The sequence below is a fragment of the Christiangramia oceanisediminis genome, from assembly GCF_022570735.2.
Lineage (GTDB): Bacteria > Bacteroidota > Bacteroidia > Flavobacteriales > Flavobacteriaceae > Christiangramia > Christiangramia oceanisediminis.
Genome location: NZ_JANCNS010000001.1, coordinates 622,719 through 643,784 on the forward strand (window position 1 = coordinate 622,719; position 21,066 = coordinate 643,784).

21 protein-coding genes are annotated in these 21,066 nt (G+C 41.2%); 3 read left to right on the plus strand and 18 right to left on the minus strand.

All coding sequences use genetic code 11. The annotated features are described in order from the left end of the window. Positions 1 to 34: 34 nt before the first annotated feature. From MKO06_RS02810 to MKO06_RS02825, 4 genes are all read right to left on the minus strand, one after another. A complete protein-coding gene (locus MKO06_RS02810) occupies positions 35 to 1,360 on the minus strand; it encodes a M20/M25/M40 family metallo-hydrolase (RefSeq protein WP_241550822.1) in 1,326 nt (441 codons plus the stop codon). An 80-nt stretch (positions 1,361 to 1,440) separates the two neighbouring features. After that, positions 1,441 to 2,754: an aminotransferase class V-fold PLP-dependent enzyme gene (locus MKO06_RS02815; protein WP_241550823.1), complete on the minus strand. Its 1,314-nt coding sequence runs from the start codon at positions 2,752 to 2,754 to the stop codon at positions 1,441 to 1,443. Positions 2,755 to 2,905: 151 nt separating this feature from the next. Further along, complete coding sequence (locus MKO06_RS02820) at positions 2,906 to 3,271, minus strand: DUF2200 domain-containing protein (RefSeq protein ID WP_241550824.1); 366 nt, start codon at positions 3,269 to 3,271, stop codon at positions 2,906 to 2,908. Positions 3,272 to 3,296: 25 nt separating this feature from the next. Further along, positions 3,297 to 4,265, minus strand: a complete 969-nt coding sequence (locus MKO06_RS02825; protein WP_241550825.1) for a proline iminopeptidase-family hydrolase — start codon at positions 4,263 to 4,265, stop codon at positions 3,297 to 3,299. Positions 4,266 to 4,492: 227 nt separating this feature from the next. Between MKO06_RS02825 and MKO06_RS02830 the strand changes: the two genes are divergently transcribed. Then, positions 4,493 to 5,113, plus strand: a complete 621-nt coding sequence (locus MKO06_RS02830) for a hypothetical protein (protein WP_241550826.1) — start codon at positions 4,493 to 4,495, stop codon at positions 5,111 to 5,113. Between the two features lie 74 nt (positions 5,114 to 5,187). Here MKO06_RS02830 and MKO06_RS02835 read toward each other — a convergent pair whose 3' ends face one another. The 14 genes from MKO06_RS02835 to MKO06_RS02900 form a co-directional block, all read right to left on the minus strand. Further along, positions 5,188 to 5,607 (minus strand): BLUF domain-containing protein, encoded by a 420-nt coding sequence (locus MKO06_RS02835; RefSeq protein ID WP_241550827.1) that lies wholly within the window; start codon positions 5,605 to 5,607, stop codon positions 5,188 to 5,190. A gap of 122 nt (positions 5,608 to 5,729) precedes the next feature. Further along, on the minus strand, positions 5,730 to 7,571 hold the full coding sequence (locus tag MKO06_RS02840; protein ID WP_241551015.1) for a PLP-dependent aminotransferase family protein: 1,842 nt from the start codon (positions 7,569 to 7,571) through the stop codon (positions 5,730 to 5,732). 170 nt (positions 7,572 to 7,741) lie between these two features. Beyond that, complete coding sequence (locus MKO06_RS02845; RefSeq protein WP_241550828.1) at positions 7,742 to 9,133, minus strand: vanadium-dependent haloperoxidase; 1,392 nt, start codon at positions 9,131 to 9,133, stop codon at positions 7,742 to 7,744. 188 nt (positions 9,134 to 9,321) lie between these two features. Then, the gene (locus tag MKO06_RS02850) at positions 9,322 to 10,710 is read right to left on the minus strand and encodes a vanadium-dependent haloperoxidase (protein WP_241550829.1); all 1,389 of its coding nucleotides are present in this window, start codon (positions 10,708 to 10,710) and stop codon (positions 9,322 to 9,324) included. 115 nt (positions 10,711 to 10,825) lie between these two features. Further along, positions 10,826 to 11,653 carry a helix-turn-helix domain-containing protein gene (locus MKO06_RS02855; RefSeq protein ID WP_241550830.1) on the minus strand — a complete coding sequence of 276 codons (828 nt, stop codon included), beginning with the start codon at positions 11,651 to 11,653 and terminating at the stop codon, positions 10,826 to 10,828. A 130-nt stretch (positions 11,654 to 11,783) separates the two neighbouring features. Beyond that, positions 11,784 to 12,197 carry a hypothetical protein gene (locus tag MKO06_RS02860; protein WP_241550831.1) on the minus strand — a complete coding sequence of 138 codons (414 nt, stop codon included), beginning with the start codon at positions 12,195 to 12,197 and terminating at the stop codon, positions 11,784 to 11,786. Between the two features lie 79 nt (positions 12,198 to 12,276). Beyond that, a complete protein-coding gene (locus MKO06_RS02865; RefSeq protein ID WP_241550832.1) occupies positions 12,277 to 13,059 on the minus strand; it encodes an Fpg/Nei family DNA glycosylase in 783 nt (260 codons plus the stop codon). A 75-nt stretch (positions 13,060 to 13,134) separates the two neighbouring features. Continuing rightward, positions 13,135 to 13,602 (minus strand): hypothetical protein, encoded by a 468-nt coding sequence (locus MKO06_RS02870; protein ID WP_241550833.1) that lies wholly within the window; start codon positions 13,600 to 13,602, stop codon positions 13,135 to 13,137. A gap of 112 nt (positions 13,603 to 13,714) precedes the next feature. Next, positions 13,715 to 14,014 carry a DUF1905 domain-containing protein gene (locus MKO06_RS02875; protein WP_241550834.1) on the minus strand — a complete coding sequence of 100 codons (300 nt, stop codon included), beginning with the start codon at positions 14,012 to 14,014 and terminating at the stop codon, positions 13,715 to 13,717. A gap of 1 nt (position 14,015) precedes the next feature. Then, positions 14,016 to 14,519 (minus strand): GNAT family N-acetyltransferase, encoded by a 504-nt coding sequence (locus tag MKO06_RS02880; RefSeq protein ID WP_241550835.1) that lies wholly within the window; start codon positions 14,517 to 14,519, stop codon positions 14,016 to 14,018. Between the two features lie 262 nt (positions 14,520 to 14,781). Further along, entirely contained in the window at positions 14,782 to 15,246 is a 465-nt protein-coding gene (locus tag MKO06_RS02885) for a 2-dehydro-3-deoxyphosphooctonate aldolase (RefSeq protein WP_241550836.1), read from the minus strand. 121 nt (positions 15,247 to 15,367) lie between these two features. Then, positions 15,368 to 15,973: a hypothetical protein gene (locus MKO06_RS02890; RefSeq protein WP_241550837.1), complete on the minus strand. Its 606-nt coding sequence runs from the start codon at positions 15,971 to 15,973 to the stop codon at positions 15,368 to 15,370. A gap of 104 nt (positions 15,974 to 16,077) precedes the next feature. After that, entirely contained in the window at positions 16,078 to 16,806 is a 729-nt protein-coding gene (locus tag MKO06_RS02895; RefSeq protein WP_241550838.1) for an ankyrin repeat domain-containing protein, read from the minus strand. A gap of 193 nt (positions 16,807 to 16,999) precedes the next feature. After that, positions 17,000 to 17,518 carry a hypothetical protein gene (locus MKO06_RS02900; protein ID WP_241550839.1) on the minus strand — a complete coding sequence of 173 codons (519 nt, stop codon included), beginning with the start codon at positions 17,516 to 17,518 and terminating at the stop codon, positions 17,000 to 17,002. A 275-nt stretch (positions 17,519 to 17,793) separates the two neighbouring features. Between MKO06_RS02900 and MKO06_RS02905 the strand changes: the two genes are divergently transcribed. Both MKO06_RS02905 and MKO06_RS02910 read left to right on the plus strand, forming a co-directional pair. Further along, positions 17,794 to 18,474 (plus strand): class I SAM-dependent methyltransferase, encoded by a 681-nt coding sequence (locus MKO06_RS02905; protein WP_241550840.1) that lies wholly within the window; start codon positions 17,794 to 17,796, stop codon positions 18,472 to 18,474. Between the two features lie 289 nt (positions 18,475 to 18,763). Continuing rightward, positions 18,764 to 21,058, plus strand: coding sequence for a TonB-dependent receptor (locus MKO06_RS02910; protein ID WP_256946149.1), 2,295 nt, complete (start codon positions 18,764 to 18,766; stop codon positions 21,056 to 21,058). The last annotated feature ends 8 nt before the right edge of the window (positions 21,059 to 21,066 follow it).

The following is a 21,066-nucleotide window of genomic DNA, read 5'->3' on the forward strand; positions in this document are numbered from 1 at the left end:
GAAACAGAAGAGGTTATATCCTGGATTTCAATTCTTATTTCCTGAATTCTGGTAATTGCGACAGGCGATACATCAGGATGGCAGCTCTTTTTGCCTGTTTTGATACCATGTTAAGATTCCCGGTCTCATTGATGGTATGGTCGTCGTCACCGCTGAGCCCCAGCCCATCTGCAGCCATCTCTACATGCCCGGCAGTAAAGGAAATATCAGCTGCGCCGGCATTCCGGGGATTCACGGCATATACCTTTCCAAAACCGAGTTCCTGGCTAATTTCATCATAATATTCCAGTAATTTCTCGTTCCCCGCGGCTCTAGCCAGTGGTGGATAACCCCCATCATCAAAACTAAGAATGGCCTGGGTTTCTGGATAATTCTTTGAAACGATTTCGTTCATTATCTTTTTGGCTCTATCTAACTGGTCAAGGGAAACAGCCCTGATATCCCCGCGGATTACGGCTTTTTGTGCCACAACATTGGTCTTCCCAAATGCGGTTCCTCCAGTCCCGTCTTCCTGGACGTCAACAGAAGTACCTCCAAGTATAAAGCCCGGGTTAAAAGTCAGGTTCTCTTCAGAAGAAAGCTGCTTAAAAAATTCATTCAGGATCCTGGAAGCCTCATAAATAGCTCCCGCACCTACCTTCTCGGTAAAAACCTGGGAAGAATGGGCCGCGTTGCCACCAACCTCGAGTTTCCAGCTGGAAGAACCTCTTCTAGATATTACAATGGTTTCCGGATTTCCATCACCATTCTCAAAACCAAGGGCCACATCTGCACGTTTAGCGGCATCTACCAGGTCTTCCTTGGAAAGTTCAATTGGAGACCCGCTTTTTTCCTCGTCACCGGTCATCACGATCTCAACCGACATTTCGTCCAGAACCCCGGCATCTTTGAGGGCCTGCATAGCCAAAATTATAACCACATCTCCACCTTTCATATCGGCGACACCGGGAGCCTTCATGATAGAATCGTTTAGCATGCTGGAACTTTGAAAAGGGCTGTCCAGCTCAAAAACGGTGTCCAGGTGGCCGATCAACAATAGTCTTAACCCCGGTTTTCCTTCATGCGTAGCGATCAAGTGCCCTGCCCGGCCATAGGAATCACCGGATGTAAGTTGAGTTTGAAAACCCAGTTTGTCAAGTTCCTTCTGAAATAGTTTACCCACTTCACGAACTCCTTCGAAATTCATTGTACCACTATTGATATTAACCGCTTTTTCTAGCAGTTTCAGCGAAGCATCTGTATGCTTATCTACAGCCTTTACGATCTTTTTTTCAGATTTAGATAACTGTGAGAATAGCTGTTGATTTAAACCAAAAGTGAATAAAAAACATATAACTGGGAGACAAAACCTTGAAGTCATTGGATTGATTTTTTAGCTCTTAAACATACAAAAACCAATGATATAAAGGGAATCGCGCCGTTTAAAATATAATAATGCTGTTATGTCATCGCTCTTAATGTGACCAGGCATTTCTCAACCTCCTCTTCGGTATTGATCACCGAAGGTGTTAGCCTTGCATAACTTTTCCTGTAGGGAGAAGAGCTCGCAATGATATTCCTTTCATGCAGTTTTGATACGATCTCATCCGGGCCAAGGCCATCTACCTCAAAACAATTGATGGCTTCGGAATATTTATCAGACATCGGTGTTAGCAGTTTCGCATGAGGAATTTCAGCAATTCCCTCTTTCAAAAGACTGTTAAGCTCTTTGCTTCTCGAAACTATATTTTTCTTTCCCAATTCTGAATGCATTTCAAAAGCCTTATGCAGGGACCACCTATGTTCGAATGCATGGAAGCCACCCGGACTGTTCAAATCACTGAAGGTGATCTGATCTTTTGGCACAAAACCAAGCCATTCCCCATAAGCCATAGAGAAGGCAGGGATCACCGGCACTACCATCTCCTGCGCCTCCCTTTTTGCCCAAAGAATACCGGTTCCTCTTGGACCAAATAACCATTTATGACAACCAGCTACCAGGAAGTCGCATCCCAGTTCCCTTACATCAATATCATCCAGTCCAAAGGCATGAACACCGTCCACCGCGAAAAATATTCTGTTATTCTCGTCCCGTGACTGATTTTTTTCTCTTACCAATTCGCTGATCTCCGATATGGGGAGTTTAACGCCAGTACAGGAATGCACCCAGGTAACGGCCAGCAACCTCGTCCTGGAACCGATGTTATTAGCAATACGGCTTAAAACCTCATCGCTGGAAACTTTAGAAGGATCTTCATAAAGATCAATCCTTTTGATACTGGCTCCACTCCTTTCGGCACTGAATTCAAGCGCCTTTTCAGTGGAATAATGATCATGGGTGGTGGTAAGGATCTCCTCACCCTGCCGTAATTTCATCCCGGTATAAAGTATTCCAAGTCCCTGGGTGGTGCTATCTGTAAGCGCAACTTCAGAAGGATCGGCATTCAGGTATTTTGCAGCAGCAGCTATCACCCTGGGTTCTGCAGTTTGGAAATTTTCTTCCCAGTATTCAGCCGGGTTTTGATCAAAATTATTCCGATGCCGTTCGATCTCATCCTGTATCGGTTTGGGGTGTGAGGCCAGTAACATCAAAGCCATATGGGTTTTCCCAGTTTCCAGATCAAACATATTCCGAAGATCAGACCAGCTTTTCAGTTTATAATCAGATTGATACTTTTCCAGGGAGGTTTTTGGGTCAAATGCGCCAAGAGCCGGCAATCCTATACCCGCTCCTATCGCCAGGCCGGTACGGTTGAGAAATCTACGCCTATCCATAAGAAGATTTTTATAAAATAATCTTTCAATTTAAGCATTAAAGACCTAACAACCAATCAATTATACCAGTTAATTAACCGCTAAGCTGTTATAGATCAATCATTTATTTCTCCGGGATAGTCCCTGTAAAATTATCAGGGCACTGTAACAATTATGGATTACGAAGTATTGTTTCCATATTTTTCCCTTTTGCCAGTTCGTCTACCAGTTTATCCAGATATCTCACCTGTCGCGTGAGCTCGTTATCGATCTCCTCGATTCGGTATCCGCAGATCATACCTTTTATGAGGTGAGCATTCGGATTGAGATTTGCTCTTTTAAAGAATTCTTCAAAGCTTACTTTCTCATCGATCAACTTTTGCTGCATCGACTTATCAAAACCAGTAAGCCATTCTATAACCCTGGTCAATTCGGCTTCAGTCCTGCCTTTTTTGGTGACCTTGGTTACATAATGCGGGTAAACCGAACCAAATGTCAACTTTGCGATTCGTTCGTTATGTTCTTGCGTGGTTTTCATATTACAGGATTTTTGGCCTTCATGCCTATTCAGAACTATTCTCTACACTTTTTAAAAAATCACTTATCACCAATGAAACCTTTTCTGGTTGATCAACGACCGTGGAATGCGCGGCATCCTCTATGATCTCAACCCTTGCGTTTTTTGAGAGCTTTTGGTATTCATACATGGTTTCCGGCCTGGCTTCGTCATATTCCCCCGCAATAAAAAGAATGGGTTCTTCAATTTCATCCAGATCATCGGTTCGATCAAAATCAAGTAAGGTTCCGGTGGCTGTAAATTCTGTTGGTCCCCACATATAATTATAGACTTCAGAATTGAATCCGCCTACGCCTTCACATTCAGCAACCGGTTCTCTGGGCCAGCTCCGTCGAGACAAATGTTGGCTATAAAATGAATCAACAGCGGCAAGGTAAACCGGTTTTGAATACTCTTTTAAAGCTTCATATTTCCTTATGGTATCCTGGACAGGCTGTGGCATTTGAGATAATAACAACCGGGCATCATCCATCCAATCCCTGGTACTTAGCAAAGGGCTGGAAAATATTACGGACCTGACTCCCTTAGGTTCCCGTGTGATCATATATTCGCTCAAAAGAGCGCCACCCCAGGATTGTCCAAGAATGTGCAATTCTTCCAGGTCTAATTCCTCTCTGAGGATCTCGATCTCATCGACAAATCGTTCCCTGCGCCAAAGCATGGTATCCTGTGGCCGGTCTGAACTTCCCGAGCCCAGCTGATCATAGAAGATCACCTTTCTTTCATCTCCCAAACGCGAATAACCGGGCATCATGGTGCAACTCCTGGAACCGGGGCCCCCGTGCAATATGAGTAAGGGTGTCTTTTCACCTTTCCCCACTACCTTATACCAGATCTTACCTCCTTCTACTTCCACAAAACCTTCAGTAGGGACTTCCTTCCTGCAGGAACTGCATATCAAAAATAAAAATATGGTCAATAAAATTCCGGTTGCAGATCGTCCTGGACTTAGCATTTTCGATTTTAATTTAGATTGAAAATAAAGATAACAGCTTATTGACATAGTAACTCGATGAGAAACCAATTTATGAAATTCAGCTAAATAATCACCTAAATCTGAACCGACTGAAAACCTGTTTTTTTTAAAAAAATCTTACTTAGAGACCCAAAGAATCACCATATTTTCAACCAACCAATTTTCTTTTTAAGTATCTTTATTACAGTACTTTAACACTGGTTAAAATGAAAAATTCAGCCAAATTTTCGGTACTGTTATCGTGTATAATAGTGACCGTATCCTGTTCAACAGACTCACCAGTTCAAAATCAAATTTCAGACTTATCTCCTATCAATTCAGGATCCGACCAACCTGAAAATATAGCAACTGGAAATGAAGAAAATAGTATAAACTACTTTTTTGGATTTCTGGATGGGGATGGCAGTTCCAACACATACCTGGATAGGCCAGTTGATGAATTTGATAACCAATTATTTATTGGTAGATGGAAGATCACAAAACTTGGAATAGACAACAATAACGACGGTACTATAATGTACTATAACTATGAAGATTTTGATCACAAAAACTGTGGAGAAAGCTTTTTACAATTTAATATTGACGGAACTGTTTTTGAAAATAGTTACTACAGCAATGCTGGAGAATGTACCTTATTTTCAGAAATTGATACCTGGGAATTGATCGAAACCAACAGGTTTAAAATCTATGTTTACGATAATATTTATCTGCTAAAGGCAACAAAAACCGAATTAGTATTGAAGTACGACTGGATATTTGAAAACTCTCTTTACGCTCCAATGCAGGTATATTATCATTATCAAAGGGATAAGTCTTTGGAGGACTAGTTTTGAACCAAACTCAAATTAATTCAAACATTTTAATCCTTTAACCTGATCTCTGAAATTTATCAAAGGTGGCTTTAAGAGTAAAAAATAAGAAAGGGTTGCAACAACCTCAAAACCTCCTCTGAATTCGCTTTTGAATATTTATGCTCTTCAATATATCTTTTTATTTCCTGGAGGTCCTCACTGCTTTTTATAAGGTTGAATTTAGAGGTGTATTTAAAAAAAATTGGTTTGGAGGTTGGCTTATGAAAAATATCGGTTATTTCGGTATGCCTTGGATCTTTAAGTATCTTTTCGTGATACAGCCTGATCACCTCTTCCTTTTCACCTTCCAGTACCTGGAAAAATCGTTCGGTTTCTTTAGAATAAAGGAGCAATCCCTGTATCTTACATTCATTATTATGCCTGGCTGTCACTTCAAATATCTGGTTGACCACATCGTCGTCGAGATCTTCTGCCACACTGGTGTAGCAAATGGTATAGGGTAATTTCATTCTAAAAATATTGGTTGGTTTTTAAAATTAACCATCCACGGCATGGAAAACAAATTTTTAGCTCCCACAACTTTATTATCGCTTATCTATAAAGATGATTGGCAGGTATTCCAACAACTATCCTAAATCTGCTCTACAAAATCTGAAAAGACCTCTTTATGTTTTTCCAAATCAAGGTCTGGAGATACCGAAACCCTCGCGATATAATCCTTATCGGCCTCTTTGGTGGTTCCCTGGGTTGAAGTCGCCGGGATGGTCCAGTAACAACCTTTTAACTGACCATAACTCACGCAATATTTGCTTTCGTTGGGAATACGGCTTATCATCATATCGATGAGCTGGTGGTTAAGAGCTCTTTTATAGGTTTCCCGTTCTTCAGCAGATTCGCCTTTAGTAGGCAGATCCAGAGAAAATACCGATGGTGTAAAGCCTTCTTCGGCCAGTTCTTCAGAAACAAAATTGATCCTGGCCTCCGGAAGAGTACTCTTTATATGATTTACAAATTCCCTGGTATTCTTATAGGCATCCCTGATTCTCTGATTCATAGAGGGCAGCTGTTCAGCCAGTATTTGAACCTGTAAGGCAGTCGCCTCGTTGTCACAAAGCCTGATATGTTTTTCTAGTTTATCCATCAAATAGGCCGCCTTGCTGTTGGCGACACAGTAACCGGCTGTACACTTTCCTCCGCTGGGAAATTTAGAACCACTAACGTAGGATAAAACCTTTACACCAGATAAGATCCCATCTTCCCCACAAAACTGAACATTTGGGCAAAAGGTTTGATCAAGTATGAATACCGGTTCAATCGCCGGTTCTCCAGACGGCGTTTTTCGTTGCTGGCTTAAAGCCTCTCGCAATTTATCCAGGTTTGGTACCTCTACTCTTGGGTTGGTTGGGATCTCTGCGATGATATAAGGTACGGCATCTTCCTGCGCCACCTGTTCCAGCACTTTTGCTGTGCTTTGCACCATGTCGTTATCACGATCAACCGGCAGATCAAGAATCTCTACATTTTCAAGACTTGAAGCCACCCGCCTTGCCTGGTCGTTAGTCCCGCCGTAGCAATTTGGGGGCACGATTATTTTGATAGCCTTACCTGGATGTTTCTCCTGTGCTTCATCAATTAGGCCCATCATGATCGCATATTGAACCGAGAGCCCGCAGGAACCCAAAATTACTTTTGAATTCGTGGCCGTGATCTTATGAACCGAATCTATTACGCTTCTTTTATTTGCATCAAAATCGGAACTTTTATCTGAAATGGGTTTTCCTATAAACTTCCTTAGAGCGATATGACAATCGGCCGGGGTCATGGCGATGGTCTCCCTTCTTCTCACATGCTGAATTTCGGAAATATAGGCTTCGTTCCGGTCTCCATTCACCACGATAATGCTTCCCAGTTCATCCTGCAGACTGATGTAAAAATCGATTTTGGAATTCAGGTTTAGATCTCTCAGGTCATCTCCACTGGAAATGAAGACATTACTACCATCAAAGTCTGTAATCTCTTTTATCCCATCTATTTTATTCACTTCAAAATCATAGCCATAAACTTCCTTTATGGTTGCGAAATCGAAACATTCAGGTAATTCACCCCTATAAATGATACGGGTCTTGCGCTGATCGAACAGGTTCTTTCTTAAAACAGCCAGCACTGGTGCCATTTTGGATGAAAAGGCGATTACATTTTCTGGTTTTAGACGATTCGTTTTGGCAATACCCCATTCCAACACAGAGGATAATGGATGCCCTAGGCGAATGTAATCAAAGGCCGTGGGTAGTTCTGCCAGAGAGCTGCCTCCTGCCTCAGATTTTTTATACAGGTTTTCGAACCTGTCAAGAAATTCTGTTTTAGCCAGGCTCTCATTGTAAATATCCAGCCTGTGAGTGGTTAATTTTAACCAGTCTTCCGGCATGTTCTTCAATACATCCTCTAAATAGGCATACACCTTTTGCGCTTCCATATCCTGTTTTTTAAATCGGCGGGGAATATAGCTGAATTTGCTTGTTTTAAAAAGCCCGGTGAGCGCTTTTTTCGGGAGGTAAGCCAAAAAGAAATGCCCCGGGTTCCTAAGCCAGGGCATACTTCACCAGTTTTCAGAAAATTACCGTATTTGCATGCTTATTTCATTGTTTACTGGATCTTCTTGATCTCCCTCAGGTTATTTTCGAACAGGAACTTGCCGAGTTCACTGCCATGTCTTTCACCAACTTCAACACCTTGCCGGAAATCATAACCTGCATAGACCCCGAAAATGCCTTTCTCAGAAGCCATTTCTGAAAAAGTCTTTATATGCCTGCTAACATCCGGTAGATAATACGGACTGGTGATCTCCACGTCAGCGATATCGCTATGAAAAAAGGCCCTGAATATTTCTGCCGCTGCTCCGCCACAATAAGCATTCGAAGGTGGAAATGTTGGATTAGGAGGAGTAGGAATAGGTGAAGAAGGAGACCAGTTCACATCGCCAATCGTGGCATCATTCCCGTCTACGTCTCCAGCCCTGATAGCAGTTATTGGTCGCCAGAAGGCGTAATAAAACTTCTCTTCGAAAGAAGCTATATAGGAGTCGATAACCGACATTTGAATAAGGCCTATGAGCCTTGCCGCTTCCCAGCCATCAAGTTTTCTTTCCTCCACCAGGCTACGTGTTAACCTGTTCATGGAGCTGGACGAAGTTTCTCTCCAGAAGAAACTAATCTGGGTTTGCTCCGGGGTGCGCAATGGACAATTGTTACAACCCAGCTCCTTCACTTCATTATAATCTGCCAGGTATTCATCTGAATTAATTGCATAGGGAGCCTCATCCATAAACTGGTCGCTGGAAAGGATCCCGAAAGGTGTGAGTTCGCCAATATTGGCTCCAAAAACCGCATTCACCGGCCACATGGGTGTAGGGAAAGCGAAGGGAGGATAATTGGCCTGGTAATCACCAGGCTCCGAGCCACCGGAGTAAGAAGTAAAACTGAATACAACATCCCCTGCTCTTTTTGCCAGCATAGCCTGTGCTGCATCCTTCCCAATTTGAATCCCGCGTGATTTGAGTTCCGAATCCTCAATAGACGAAAGCAAAGTGCTTAGCTGTTCGTTTGCAGCAGTAGTGGCGACAGGATAGAGAGTTGCGATCATATCCCTGGCAGCCTGGGAAACAGCCGCATCTGCAATAGAATGAATGTTCTTTTTGGTTATCCCGTCAAAATTCGCGTTGGAATTATCCAATGCATAGGTTTCATACTTTGGGATCACGTTGTTCAAAGCATCATGCATAGCGATTGTAACCATTGCATAGATCTTAACTTCTATAGGTTGAGGAAGCTGCTGATCCAGATACTCACTTAACAACTCGTTCCATTGAAGCACAACCTCATTGCTATAGGAATTGATCATTCCGTTGTTGAAATTCTGCACTTTAGCGTCTGCAGCATAGAATAAATCAGAACCTTCCGGTTCAATGGAATCATTCTCACAGGATATCATCCCAATGAAAATGAAAAGTCCTCCAAAAATCTTAATGGTTGTTTTCATAATTAAAAATTTAATTGTTAGAATATTGACAATGAAGGGCTTGTCTATGCAAAATTCGAATTAATACTTCAAATAGAAGTGGTAAGAAAGCGACATGGTTACACAAAAAAGAAAGACCAGAACAGGTTAAGGTATCTGGTCTTTCTTGAAATAAAGCTTGGATGCCTCGCACCCACATTATTCAAAGTCTATAATACTTTCTTTATTTCCCTTAGGTTATTCTCGAAAACATAATTCCCAAGTTCTTTTCCCTGTCTTTCCCCAACTTGCACAGCGTGACGGAAGTGATATCCTATATAGATCCTGGATATGGCTGTTTCATAAGACATTTGTGAAAAGGTTTTGATATGCCTTTCAACTCCTGGTAAATAGTAAGGGCTTATCAAATCAAGATTTAGCTGGTCGCTGTTGAAAAACGACTTAAAAACTGCGGCAGCAGCCCCTCCCGCATAAGCGTGAGTGGAGGGATATTCGGCTGTTGGAGGAGTAAAGAAACTGGAAGTCCAGTTAACATCTCCAACGGTTTCATCTACCCCGTCAAAATCACCAAGGCGAATTGCACTCACTGGTCTCCAGAATTTATAATAGGCCTTGCCCTCAAAGGAAGCGATATAGGCATCTACTACGGCCATTTCAACCAAAGCAACCAGCCTGGCTGCTTCCCAGCCGTCAAGTTTTCTTTGTTCAATCAGGGTCCTGGCCAGCCTGTTCATGGAACTAGAATTGCTCTCGATCCAGAATGCACCAATTTCGGTTTGCTCTTCAGTTCGCATCGGGCAGTTCACGCAGCCCAGGGTTTTGGTTTCATTGTAATCGGCTATATATTCCTGTGAATTTAGAGGATACTGAGGTTCATCCCTGAACTGATCTCCAGAAAGGATCCCAAAGCCTGGCAATTCTCCCATATTAGGGGCATAAGCCGCCTTTTCTGGCCATATTGGGGGATTAGCCAGTAAAAATGGCATAAAATCCACCCTGAATTCTCCTGGTTCTGAGCCTCCGTAATAACTTGAAAAAATTAAGGGGAAATCTGTCGCTCGTTGACCGAGCATGGCAGCGGCCGCATTTTTACCTATTTCAATTCCCCGGGATTTCAGTTCGGAATCTTCGATCCCCTCTAAAACAGAAGCCAGCTTAGCATTTGCAGCTCCCGTAGATGGAGGATAAAGCTGCACCATCATATCCCGTGCTGCCTGGGAAACGGCAGCGTCTGCAATAGAATGAATGTTCTTTTTGGTGATCCCGCTAGCATCTACCTCAGAATTGTCCAGGGCATAGGTCTCATATTTTGGCACTACGTTATTTAGGGCATCATGCACAGCAATAGTCACCATTGCGTAGATCTTGGATTCGGCTGGTAAGGGCAAGCTATTATCTATAGATTGAGCTAAAACTTCATTCCACTGCAACACTACAGAATTGCTGTAAGAATTGATCATTCCATTGTTGAAATTCTGCCCTTTAGCGTCGGCGGAAAACAAAGCATCGGCACTCTCCGGCTCGATAGCATCTTTTTCGCAGGATATCAGCCCAATGGACAGCATGAATCCTCCTAATATTTTAATGATTGATTTCATAATTGAAAAATTTAAATGATGTTAGAATTTTGACAATGAAGGGCTTGCCAATGTAAATTTGAAGATTTAAAATCACCTCTCGGTGGTAAAAAAACGACATCATTTAAAGCTTTGATCAGCGCAATCCCAACGCCCTTTCAAGTGACCGGGATTCTTCCACGAGGAAACCTTTTGGGGTAGAATTCGTAAATTCTTTATAATCCCTTACCAGGTGCTGATAATCGTTATATCCAAAATTAATCGACACGTCAAGCCAGTTAGGCCTAAGGTTTTCAATGCCCAGGTAGTAGGTTTTGCTGAATCTAGCGATACGGGCAAAATATTTAGGGCTTACCCCTACGTAGTCGCGGGATTGTCGTTCAAACTGGCGAATAGAAAGGCAGGCTTCCCTCGCCAGCCAGTCCAGGTTGCAATTACTGGTATTTCGAAGCATATAATCGAAGATCCTTTCGGTTCTTCTCAAAGGAATTTTAGGACTTGCGGTTAGTTCTATTAAAAATAGTTCTATAATACCGATCATCTCCTGCAGGTTTTCACAACTGCCAAGCCTGTTATTTACCTCTCGTGCCTTTTTTGGATAAACCGCCTCCAGGTCTACAACCTGGTCTATAAGCAGGCTAAAGGGGATTCCTGTTAAACGATGCAAAGCTCCCGGTTTGAAAACCACCAGAATGATGATAATTTCGCTGTTCAAACTTACCCGGTCTATGCGCCTGGTATATTGCCCCGCTATTACCGATCTGGGTCTTATGACCTTTAGCGGATCATATGCAAAATTGACTGTCTCGGCGCCTCGGGGATAAAAAATGATACATTGCTCGGGATGTGGCGGATAAGGCTTTGGAAAGGGCTTCATTCCCGGTGGAATGACAAAATGACGAATCCTGTACAGGTTTACGTATTCCTGTAAAGCCTTACATGGATCGAGATTCTGGAAGATCATTTACCCCTACGCTAATGATTTTCAACAAATTAAAAATCACTTAAAATTACGCAAATAGAGGATTCCCTCTCAGGAGGGAAAACAATAAATTTTCACCTTAAAGAGTTGGATTTTGAAGATTTAGATCGATTTATAAACTATAGATCATTGCGGCAGCGAAAGGCAAAGTGATCAGGGCCGAAATGAGCGCGGGCTTATGCCAGCTTTTCTTTTCGAATTCGGTTTCCCGGCCTATATAACGGTTCCAGAAAAATTCGTTCAGAATTACACCTCCCAGGATATTTAAGGGTATTCCTAAATTGGTTTGAAGCTCTACCGTATTCAATGTAATCGCGGTCCCTATAGTAAAGATGATTCCAAAAACAAGCACCTCTATCCTGGCCTTCTTCTCCCCCAGCTGCTTGAGGTTGCTCATCAGGATCACAGTCCCGAAGATGGTTGAAAACATCACCGAAAAGATATAGATAACTCTTTTTGAATATAGCCTGGGCAGGTTTTCCTGTGCCGATCTTTGCTCTGATACCTGGGATTGGTTTTCTGTCATCTTCGATCAAAATTTGAGGATGCAAAAATACTCTTTTTAAAAGGAACTTTCAATCCACCCCATTAGAGAAATAAAGGAACTATTTTTCCTTCTGGCAGGCCGGGCAAAAATAGGTGCTTCTACCAGATATCTTCATCATTTCGATCTTCCCGTTAGCCTTTGGACAATTGGCTCCAGGTTCGCGATGACCGGTTAGGTAATTCTCAGGCAGGCTTTCACCTGAGGCCCTGCGATCGCTAACCGTTTCCAGAACCTCGATCATTTTAGCATAGAGTTTATCCACTTCATCTTCTGAAAGATCGGACGGACTCGTTTTTGGATGTATCTCTGCCTGGAACAGCATTTCATCGGCGTACATATTCCCAATACCCGCTATAAGACTTTGATTAGTAAGCGCTCCCTTGATACTTCCCCGTTTTTTATCCAGAAGTTTTCGGAATTCAGCTTTGCTGAAGGCTAGTGCATCCTTCCCGATGGAATGTTCTTCTAGAAAATCATCCATGCTATCGGTTAGATATATCTTACCTAGTTTACGTGCACAGATAAAGAACAACTTGGCAGCATCCTCGAACATCAGGTAAAAGGCCGTGTATTCTGGCGGATCATCTTCATGCGAAAAATCGAATTTCCCGGTCATTCCGAAATGAAAAACCAGGAATTTGCCATTTTTCATTTCCAGGAAAAGATATTTCCCGTGCCGAATGGCCTGGGAAATTTCGGTACCTATAAGTTGTTTTTCTGCTTCGCTGGCCGAAACCTCTAGCAATTTTGGTACTGGCACGTGTACAGACCTGATCTTATTATGAAGAGCGGTGCCATCTACATATTTCTTATAATAGGATATTTCTGGTAATTCCGGCATGATGGTTCTTTTTTCCAATTTAGTAAGATGCCGTGAGAAATTCTTTTAAGGCTTTATTAAAAAAGAGAATCCAATTTAGCTTTTGATCTCCTGGTTTAACTGCCGGGCTTCCTGCCGGGCTTTTTTATCCTTTTCAGTCCCAATTGCAATACCAATGCCCATCCCAATTGGAATTCCAATTCCTATAAATGCAGTATTACCCAGGAAAGAAGAAAAAGCGACACCCAAAGGCAATCCAAAGACCGACATCCCTAGTGCCAGCCACATGTTCCGGTAATAGTTCACCGGCACCAGTTTGGCTTGCCTTTCCAGCAATTTCAAAATAGCATGTTTTTGTTTATTTAGGAATTTTAACTCCTTTCTATTGGTTTCAAATTTCGCATCATTCAATTGATCGATATGATTGTTCAACTGTGAGACCAGGTTTCCAGGAAGTTTACGTTCTTCCAGTTCATCGATAAGGCGAGAAAGCTGAAAATATTCAGCCTCAATTTTTGTTTTTGGTTCGTCATTGATAGGCCTCCTTATCTTATTTAACTTCATGGCTACAGGCTTTTGAAATTGAAATTTAATGAAAAGGTAAACAAATCAAACATTAGATAACAGGGGAATAGTCCCGGGAACCAAAGCCAGAAGAGTCCTTGATCCTTAGTAACTAGATCCAAATGCTCAAATCAAGCACCTCACCTTCCTGCAATCCGGCGCGTGAGCGGATATCGGCTTTAATGGGCAGCAGGTAAGTTTGTATTTTCGTATCGAACCAGATCGCGGTCTCCCACCTAAACCTGTCCAGGCCGGCGGTCACCTTCATTCTACCCCAGCCTTCTTCCTGCCATTTCAGGTTATTCCTGATCTCTTCTGAAATTTCCTTCGGAAGGGACACAAAGAACCAGCCGCCTTTGCCTTCATATTTCCATAAAGTTGCTGAAAATTCATATTTGATCTGTGCCTGCACCTTATTTTGATATACTGAAAGTCTTTTCGAGCACATAATCATCCATCACAAAACCATTACCAATATCCTGTACTATGGCATCCACCTGGACAAATCCCATTTTTTCATAAGCCCTTATGGAATTCGAATTATACTTGTTAACCGTAAGTTTTATTTTCTGAATACCTGAAATGCCGGCCTGTTCCTTTAGGAACTCGAGAGCCTTTTTACCAATCCCCTTGCCTCTTTGAGATTTCAATACATAAATCTTGCTTAGGAAAAGGTGATCCTTTTCAAGTCTGTACGAAAGGTAGCCTACAGGCTCCTCGTCCTGCTCCAGGAGAAAATACTTTACAGCCTGATCCAGTTGTTGCCTGATCGCAGTTGCCGACTGGAATTTATCAAGCATATAATCAACCTGGTCTTTTCCGATTATAGGAGTATAATGCTCGGTCCATATTTCCCTGGCGAGGCGAGCTACCGGCTCGATAGTTTTGGTGCCGGTAACGGGTATTATTCTGAACATGGGTTTTAGAGAGATTAAAAATATTGTACCTGGTATTTCTAGTATTGGAAAGTTACTCAAATATTACATAAAATTATCCTGATTTCTTGATTAGGTCGTAGGAAAGCTAAATTGGCCAGATCACCGGCAGACTGCAGGCGATGCGGCGCGGACAGCATCCAGGTTATCGGAGATAAATGGTAAAAGAACAGAAAAACCAGCCACTTCAGCCTTAGATTTTCCAGGTAGGTTTTAAAATTTTGGATTGGACCAGCGGACTAATTTATTCCTTAATCTTAAACCCATAGGGCGCCTTCAATTTCCCGGAATCGTACATATTTATATAGATCGAGATGGTATCGCTGGAATTTTCCCAGTATACCAGGTATATATCCAGAATAGCCTTTCCCATGATCCCATTTTTACTGTTCACAGGACAGCAGCTTCCGGCACGGTGATAGGCAATTTGCTCCCCGTTGGGTCCTGAAAGAGCATTCAGATATCTTCTTTCGTTAAGCGGACCTTCAGAATATTTCGCTCCTCCCACTTCAACCGGGTTATCGGGGCTAAATCCATAGGTTTTATCGCTAGAAACATCGGTTAAGCGAAAGGTTTCTGAATCCTTCAAGATTTGAGGTTCGTTCTTTGACGTCACCCCATTTGAAGCAGTTTTTTCCGGAACCTGTTTTTTAGTCCCGCAGGAGATAAGCAAAAAAATGAAGGTTAGAAGTAGTAAAAGGTTTCTCATCTTTTAATATTGAAAATGAAGTCTTGGGACTATCAGCATTAATAATTCAGGGGTTATATCTCTTTTTTAATTCAGCTTTGTTATCTCAAAATTCGCGATTCTTATCAAGGATTGAGAAATTCTATTTTAGAGTTAGGCTATCCCACATCATAGAGATTAGTTTTTGGCCTTCTGCACTTAAATTCGCATCCATGGACATGGTGATCACCATTATACCTTCGTCTTTTTTACCAATGGACATGATTTCATAAATATTTGTTTCATCCTTGTAGGTTAGCACAGCCTTATCCACATTGACCTCCATCCCGTCATTCAGCTTTTTTACATAATCCTGGCGTTCCAGTTTAAAACCATAATTAATACTCTCTTTAGTGAGTTCATTAAGCATAATTTCATTTAACATCGAGGGACTCATATTGGTATACTCCTGGATCATATATCCAGATCCTTCTCCATTTATCACCATAAATTGAAAAACACCATCGCCCAAATCGATCCTGGAAATTTTATAATCCTTGGGATATGAAAAACTAAAAATCTCACTTTCCAAAGTAAGCGTATCTTTAGTCCTTACATTAAATTTCACCTCTTCCCCATTAATGTTAATACTGTATTCCCTTTCCAGCTCAATATCGAGAACCTCCTCGCCAATAGAGATCGTATAGTCCTGTGCATATGAACTAAAAGTCGATAAGAACATCAAAATCAGGAATAAGTGTCTATTCATTTTCTATAATTTAATTGGTTGTGGTTTAGAGTTAGTCCTAATGGCAATTTTCTTTTTTAATTCCAGGGCATCTTAGGCTGACTTCCTGGAAACCCAAACCTTCTTTACATATATTCCTTGATCAGTTTTGCGGCTTTTCTTTGTCCTCTTTCCTTTGCCAGGGTATACGCATTTTTATTATCGGCGTTTTTCAGGTTTAGATCAGCATTATTCTCTATCAGGAGATCAATGATATCAAGGTATCCATATTTTGCAGCCTCACCTATAGGAAAATCTCCTTCTTCGTCCACATTATTCACATTCGCGCCCTGTTGCACCAAAAACTTCACCACCTCAAAGTGACCTTTAGAAGCGGCGTGTTCCAGTGGTGTTGCGCCATCCATTGCCCTCGCATCAATGTTGGCTCCACTGGCAGCGAGGAACTTCACTATTTCTAAATTATCGTTCATGGCGGCAATACGTATGGGTGTAAAACCACGGAAACCTACATGATTTACATCTGCACCATTTTCAACCAGGAGCTTAACGATCTCGAAATAACCTTCCTGGCATGGAATTTCTATAGGTGTGGAAGTTGAAGGAGGCACATTAATTTCCTGGTTCACATCTGCTCCATGAGCAATCAATAATTTTGAAATTTCATAATTATTGTCAGCTGTTGCCCTCCAGAGCGGAAAAAGCCCGGTGCTGGAATATTCCAGGGGGTCATTTTCCTGTTCCAGCAGTGATTTTACTTTTTCATAATCTTCATTATCAACAGCCTCAAAAAGTTCCTGGGAAAAAGTGCTTATTGTAACTAAAAGGAAAACTAAGAGGGAAAGTCTTTTTTTCATATTGGATGGTTTAAGTTCTAATTTAATGTTTTGGAATTCACAAGGAATAATTACTCTTGCCTGCCTCCAAGGCTCAATTCCGCTGGTCAAGATAACTAAATTTCTTTATAACGGTAAGGTTTGTTAATTACTTGATCATTTTATTTTTAAAATTGACTAGTAGATCATTCCTGATTTACCAGGGTCAAATTATTTATCTCCTTGGTTTTTTCCCAAACTCTGAATTTACTATCTCGTAATAATAATCTCCGTTAGGCCTGATGATGATATAATATCCATATTTCAGGCCGTAGGGCGAAAAAACTTCGGGTATCATTCCTTGCTTATCCTGCTTCCAGTCGATCTTATTCGAATGAAAGTATTTCAGTTTTTCTTTGGGTAATGTGGAGATCCAGTATTGTGAAACATCAGCGACCTTCTTCAGCTTTCTAATATAATTACCTTCAAAGATATTCCAGGAAGAACGTGCATTCCTGTTTTGTTCTTCTAAGGTAACGCCGGTTAAAAAATTGATTACTATCAGGTCATCCTCCCCAATTTTTTCCGCATTCATACTATTAAGATAAAGCCTTAAAGCATTGAAAGTTGAATCCTCCAGGCGTCCATATTTCTCCTTTTGAACCCTGATTCCAACTGTTATCGAATCCTTTTCGATATATACTGCAAGGTATTCATTATTCCCAGGTGGCTCGTAGAATTCATTCCTACTCAATTCTTCGCCTTTCTCGGTATAGAATTTATCAATTTTTTCCTGGCTGAAAACTGAGGAAGAAATAAAAATTAAGCAAAAAATTCTTAATATGGGACTCTTCAAAGGCTTTATATTAAAGTGATTCGGAAAATAGACACTCGAAAATTTGAAACAATATAGTATTTTTATACCTAAGGGTGAAATAACTTTTCATGATGCTGAAGCCTTAAACCCACTTTCCTATTTAAGCCTGAATTACCGATATTCGTAAAATCATTTCCATCGAAGGATTAGCGATGAAAAACGACAAACATAAACCCGCTAAAAGAACCAAGAAACCCTGGCCTACTAAAGATGCAATGGAGCAGGTTTATGAACTCAAACTCTGGGGAGGTGACGAAACAGAATTTTATTCGGGTTCCGGCTCTCATGACCCATACCTTATAAACCCTTATGTCAAGGTGGTTTCCAGTTTTTTAGATTCCTTTGATGAGCCTCCGGTAGTATGTGACCTGGGCTGTGGTGATTTTAATGTGGGCAGGGAACTAGTAAAACACTCCGACAGATATATTGGCGTGGATATCGTAGAACCGCTAATAAACTTTAATAAAGCAAGTTTTCGATTTGAAAAGCTGGAATTCCAATGTTTGGATATCGCGAAGGATGCATTACCTTCTGCCGATATTGTTATTTTAAGACAGGTGCTTCAACATTTATCCAATTCTGAAGTACGGTCTATCCTTGAAAAACTGTATGATTATAAATATCTAATATTAACAGAACATATTCCCAGCGGAGATTTTATTCCGAATATAGATATCATTTCGGGGCAGGGAACCCGGCTAAAAAAACAAAGCGGACTGGATCTTACGGCATCTCCATTTAATTTTAAGGCTAAAGAAAAAGAAATCCTTCTCAGCCTGACTTCAGCCGATCACAAAGGGCTTATTGAAACCAGTGTTTTTAGAATTCAATAAGAACAATCCAGGCTGGCGAACATCTAAGCTCAACCTTCTAATACAATGCACAAAAACAGTCTTTTAACAGGGAAAGAGTTCACCTGTCTAAAACTGGAAATTTTATAGTGCTACCTCACTCTGGCTGTACGATCCAAATTAATTCTGAATTTTTATTAAAAATGATTCTAAATAAATTTGAATGAAAAAACATTTCCTATTATCTTCGTGCCTTTATTTAGACTAATTCTAAATGGGGTCATCGGGAAAATTTATAATTCTTTCACTACTTACTTTTTTAAGTAAGGGCTTGTTCGCTCAAGGCAATGAGCTTTCTGGTATTATCTTCGATGAAAACAACGAGCCCGTAATGGGCATCAATGTCTTTTTTCCTGAGATTGGAAAAGGAGCAATTTCAGATGAATCCGGCCAATATGTAATCAGGAATATCCCAAATGGCCGTTACCGCCTAATGATTGAAGGCATGGGATTCAAAGGTCTTGTTAGAAATCTTGAATTTAAAGGGGATGAAAATTTTAAAATCGATTTCGTTCTTCAGGAAAGTTCAGAGAACTTAGGAGAGATACAGATCATTGCCAAAACCGAAGCCGAGAATATTCGAGAGACAGCTTTTGAAGTTTCAGTGATTGAAACTACTCAATACAAGAACCTATCTGGAGACATCAATACACTTCTAAGAACATCTCCCGGTATTAATATTCGTGAGACCGGAGGCCTGGGTTCCGATTTTTCCCTGTCGTTAAACGGACTTTCCGGGAATCAGGTGAGATTCTTTATAGATGGGATCCCAATGGAAAACTTTGGATCTTCACTTAGCCTAAATAATTTTCCCATTAACCTGGTGGAGAACATACAGGTTTATAAAGGTGTGGTACCTATCAACCTGGGAGCCGATGCGCTGGGAGGAGCTGTAAATATCACTACCAGCTCCAGGAAGAACTCCTTCCTGGATGCCTCTTATACTTCTGGCTCGTTCAATACTCATCGAGTAGCACTAAATGGACAGTATTCCAATGAAGAGGCCAGGTATTACCTTAGGTTTCTTTCTTTTTTTAATCATTCAGACAATGATTACGAGATGAAAGCGGTACCGCTTTATGACCTGGAACTAGGTAATTATTTTGGGGAAATAAGCACAGACCGGTTCCATAGTGAATACACTTCAGGAATGGGAAAACTCCAATTTGGGCTTTTTGATAGAACCTGGGCCGATGAGATCGCTATTTCGGCCACATTCTCAAAGAACCGGAACAACCAGCAACATCCCTCGAATAATATTATTCGTGTTTTTGGCGACTTTCATACCCGGGCCGAAAATAAGCTCATAGATGTTCGTTACCTGAAGGAATGGGATAAATTAAGGCTAAGTGCCTATGCTCTCTACGGCGAGATCGAGCAACAAACCATTGACACTTCAAAATATCGATATAACTGGGAAGGCGACCGAATCTTACGTTCAGCGCAGGATATGCGGGGAGAACTTTTTAACAGGCGCTCTCATATTTTCCTGGATGATGAAATCATCCGAAGCAATTTACAGGCAGGATATGACCTCACTGAAAATCATAACCTGGACGCTTCTATCACACAAAATTCGGTAAACCGGGAAGGTTATGACCCGGTTAATGAATTTAATACGGCTATTGAATTTCCGAATGCCCTGAACAAATACATTCTTGGACTTGGTTATAATTTTAGGTCGAATAACCAAAAATGGAATGCCAGCCTGTTTACCAAACAGTATCTTTTTGATGCTGATATCTCTACCAACGATTTTGAGGATAATGTATTGACGAATACAACCGATCTTAGCAGAACAGGTTTTGGTGTTGCTGCTACTTACTTTATCAATACTAATTTCCAGGTCAAGACGTCTTATGAGAATGCGGTAAGACTGCCGGAGACCTATGAAATTCTTGGGGATGGTATCTATACCAATCCTAACCCAACTCTGGAACCTGAACTGAGTGATAATTTCAACCTGGGCTTGAGGTATCGATCATCTCAAAATACGATCAGGTATCGAACTGAAGCCAATTTCTTCCTGCGAAATTCAACCGATTTTATCCGTTTTCGACCAGTTGGACCGTTTGGACAGTTTGAGAATTTATCCAGCGTAAGATCTCTTGGAGGAGAATTTAGCGGGGGAATTGATTATTCCAAAGTGAGCCTGGACCTTAATGCTACCTACCAGCATATTACAGATCAAACCAAAACAGATGAGGGGCTTCCAAATGTGAATTATCAGTCACGCGTGCCTAATATTCCCTATTTTTTCGGAAACCTGAGAGCGGGCTACGAGATCTTCGAAAATGACAACACGGGAACCTTCCAGCTTTACTGGAATACTCATTACGTACATGAATTTTTCCTGAACTGGGAAAACCTGGGAAGTGCTGACACCAAACCAATTATTCCTGCACAATTCGCCAATGACCTGGAAGCCGAGTTCAGTTCGGTTTCAGGAAAATATAATATAAGCTTCAGCCTCATGAATATTTTTGATGAGGAGCTTTATGATAATTTCAGAATACAGAAACCTGGAAGAGCTTTTTACTTAAAACTTAGATATAATTTAAATTAATAATTACC

Excerpts from the sequence above, each read along its gene's own strand:
- MKO06_RS02845 (WP_241550828.1), bottom strand. The coding sequence starts at position 9,133 with ATGAAAACAACCATTAAGATTTTTGGAGGACTTTTCATTTTCATTGGG.
- MKO06_RS02885 (WP_241550836.1), bottom strand. The coding sequence starts at position 15,246 with ATGAGAAACCTTTTACTACTTCTAACCTTCATTTTTTTGCTTATCTCC.
- MKO06_RS02830 (WP_241550826.1), top strand. The coding sequence starts at position 4,493 with ATGAAAAATTCAGCCAAATTTTCGGTACTGTTATCGTGTATAATAGTG.
- MKO06_RS02860 (WP_241550831.1), bottom strand. The coding sequence starts at position 12,197 with ATGACAGAAAACCAATCCCAGGTATCAGAGCAAAGATCGGCACAGGAA.
- MKO06_RS02825 (WP_241550825.1), bottom strand. The coding sequence starts at position 4,265 with ATGCTAAGTCCAGGACGATCTGCAACCGGAATTTTATTGACCATATTT.
- MKO06_RS02850 (WP_241550829.1), bottom strand. The coding sequence starts at position 10,710 with ATGAAATCAATCATTAAAATATTAGGAGGATTCATGCTGTCCATTGGG.
- MKO06_RS02870 (WP_241550833.1), bottom strand. The coding sequence starts at position 13,602 with ATGAAGTTAAATAAGATAAGGAGGCCTATCAATGACGAACCAAAAACA.
- MKO06_RS02890 (WP_241550837.1), bottom strand. The coding sequence starts at position 15,973 with ATGAATAGACACTTATTCCTGATTTTGATGTTCTTATCGACTTTTAGT.
- MKO06_RS02895 (WP_241550838.1), bottom strand. The coding sequence starts at position 16,806 with ATGAAAAAAAGACTTTCCCTCTTAGTTTTCCTTTTAGTTACAATAAGC.
- MKO06_RS02865 (WP_241550832.1), bottom strand. The coding sequence starts at position 13,059 with ATGCCGGAATTACCAGAAATATCCTATTATAAGAAATATGTAGATGGC.
- MKO06_RS02840 (WP_241551015.1), bottom strand. The coding sequence starts at position 7,571 with ATGGAAGCGCAAAAGGTGTATGCCTATTTAGAGGATGTATTGAAGAAC.
- MKO06_RS02880 (WP_241550835.1), bottom strand. The coding sequence starts at position 14,519 with ATGTTCAGAATAATACCCGTTACCGGCACCAAAACTATCGAGCCGGTA.
- MKO06_RS02820 (WP_241550824.1), bottom strand. The coding sequence starts at position 3,271 with ATGAAAACCACGCAAGAACATAACGAACGAATCGCAAAGTTGACATTT.
- MKO06_RS02815 (WP_241550823.1), bottom strand. The coding sequence starts at position 2,754 with ATGGATAGGCGTAGATTTCTCAACCGTACCGGCCTGGCGATAGGAGCG.
- MKO06_RS02810 (WP_241550822.1), bottom strand. The coding sequence starts at position 1,360 with ATGACTTCAAGGTTTTGTCTCCCAGTTATATGTTTTTTATTCACTTTT.
- MKO06_RS02855 (WP_241550830.1), bottom strand. The coding sequence starts at position 11,653 with ATGATCTTCCAGAATCTCGATCCATGTAAGGCTTTACAGGAATACGTA.
- MKO06_RS02905 (WP_241550840.1), top strand. The coding sequence starts at position 17,794 with ATGAAAAACGACAAACATAAACCCGCTAAAAGAACCAAGAAACCCTGG.
- MKO06_RS02835 (WP_241550827.1), bottom strand. The coding sequence starts at position 5,607 with ATGAAATTACCCTATACCATTTGCTACACCAGTGTGGCAGAAGATCTC.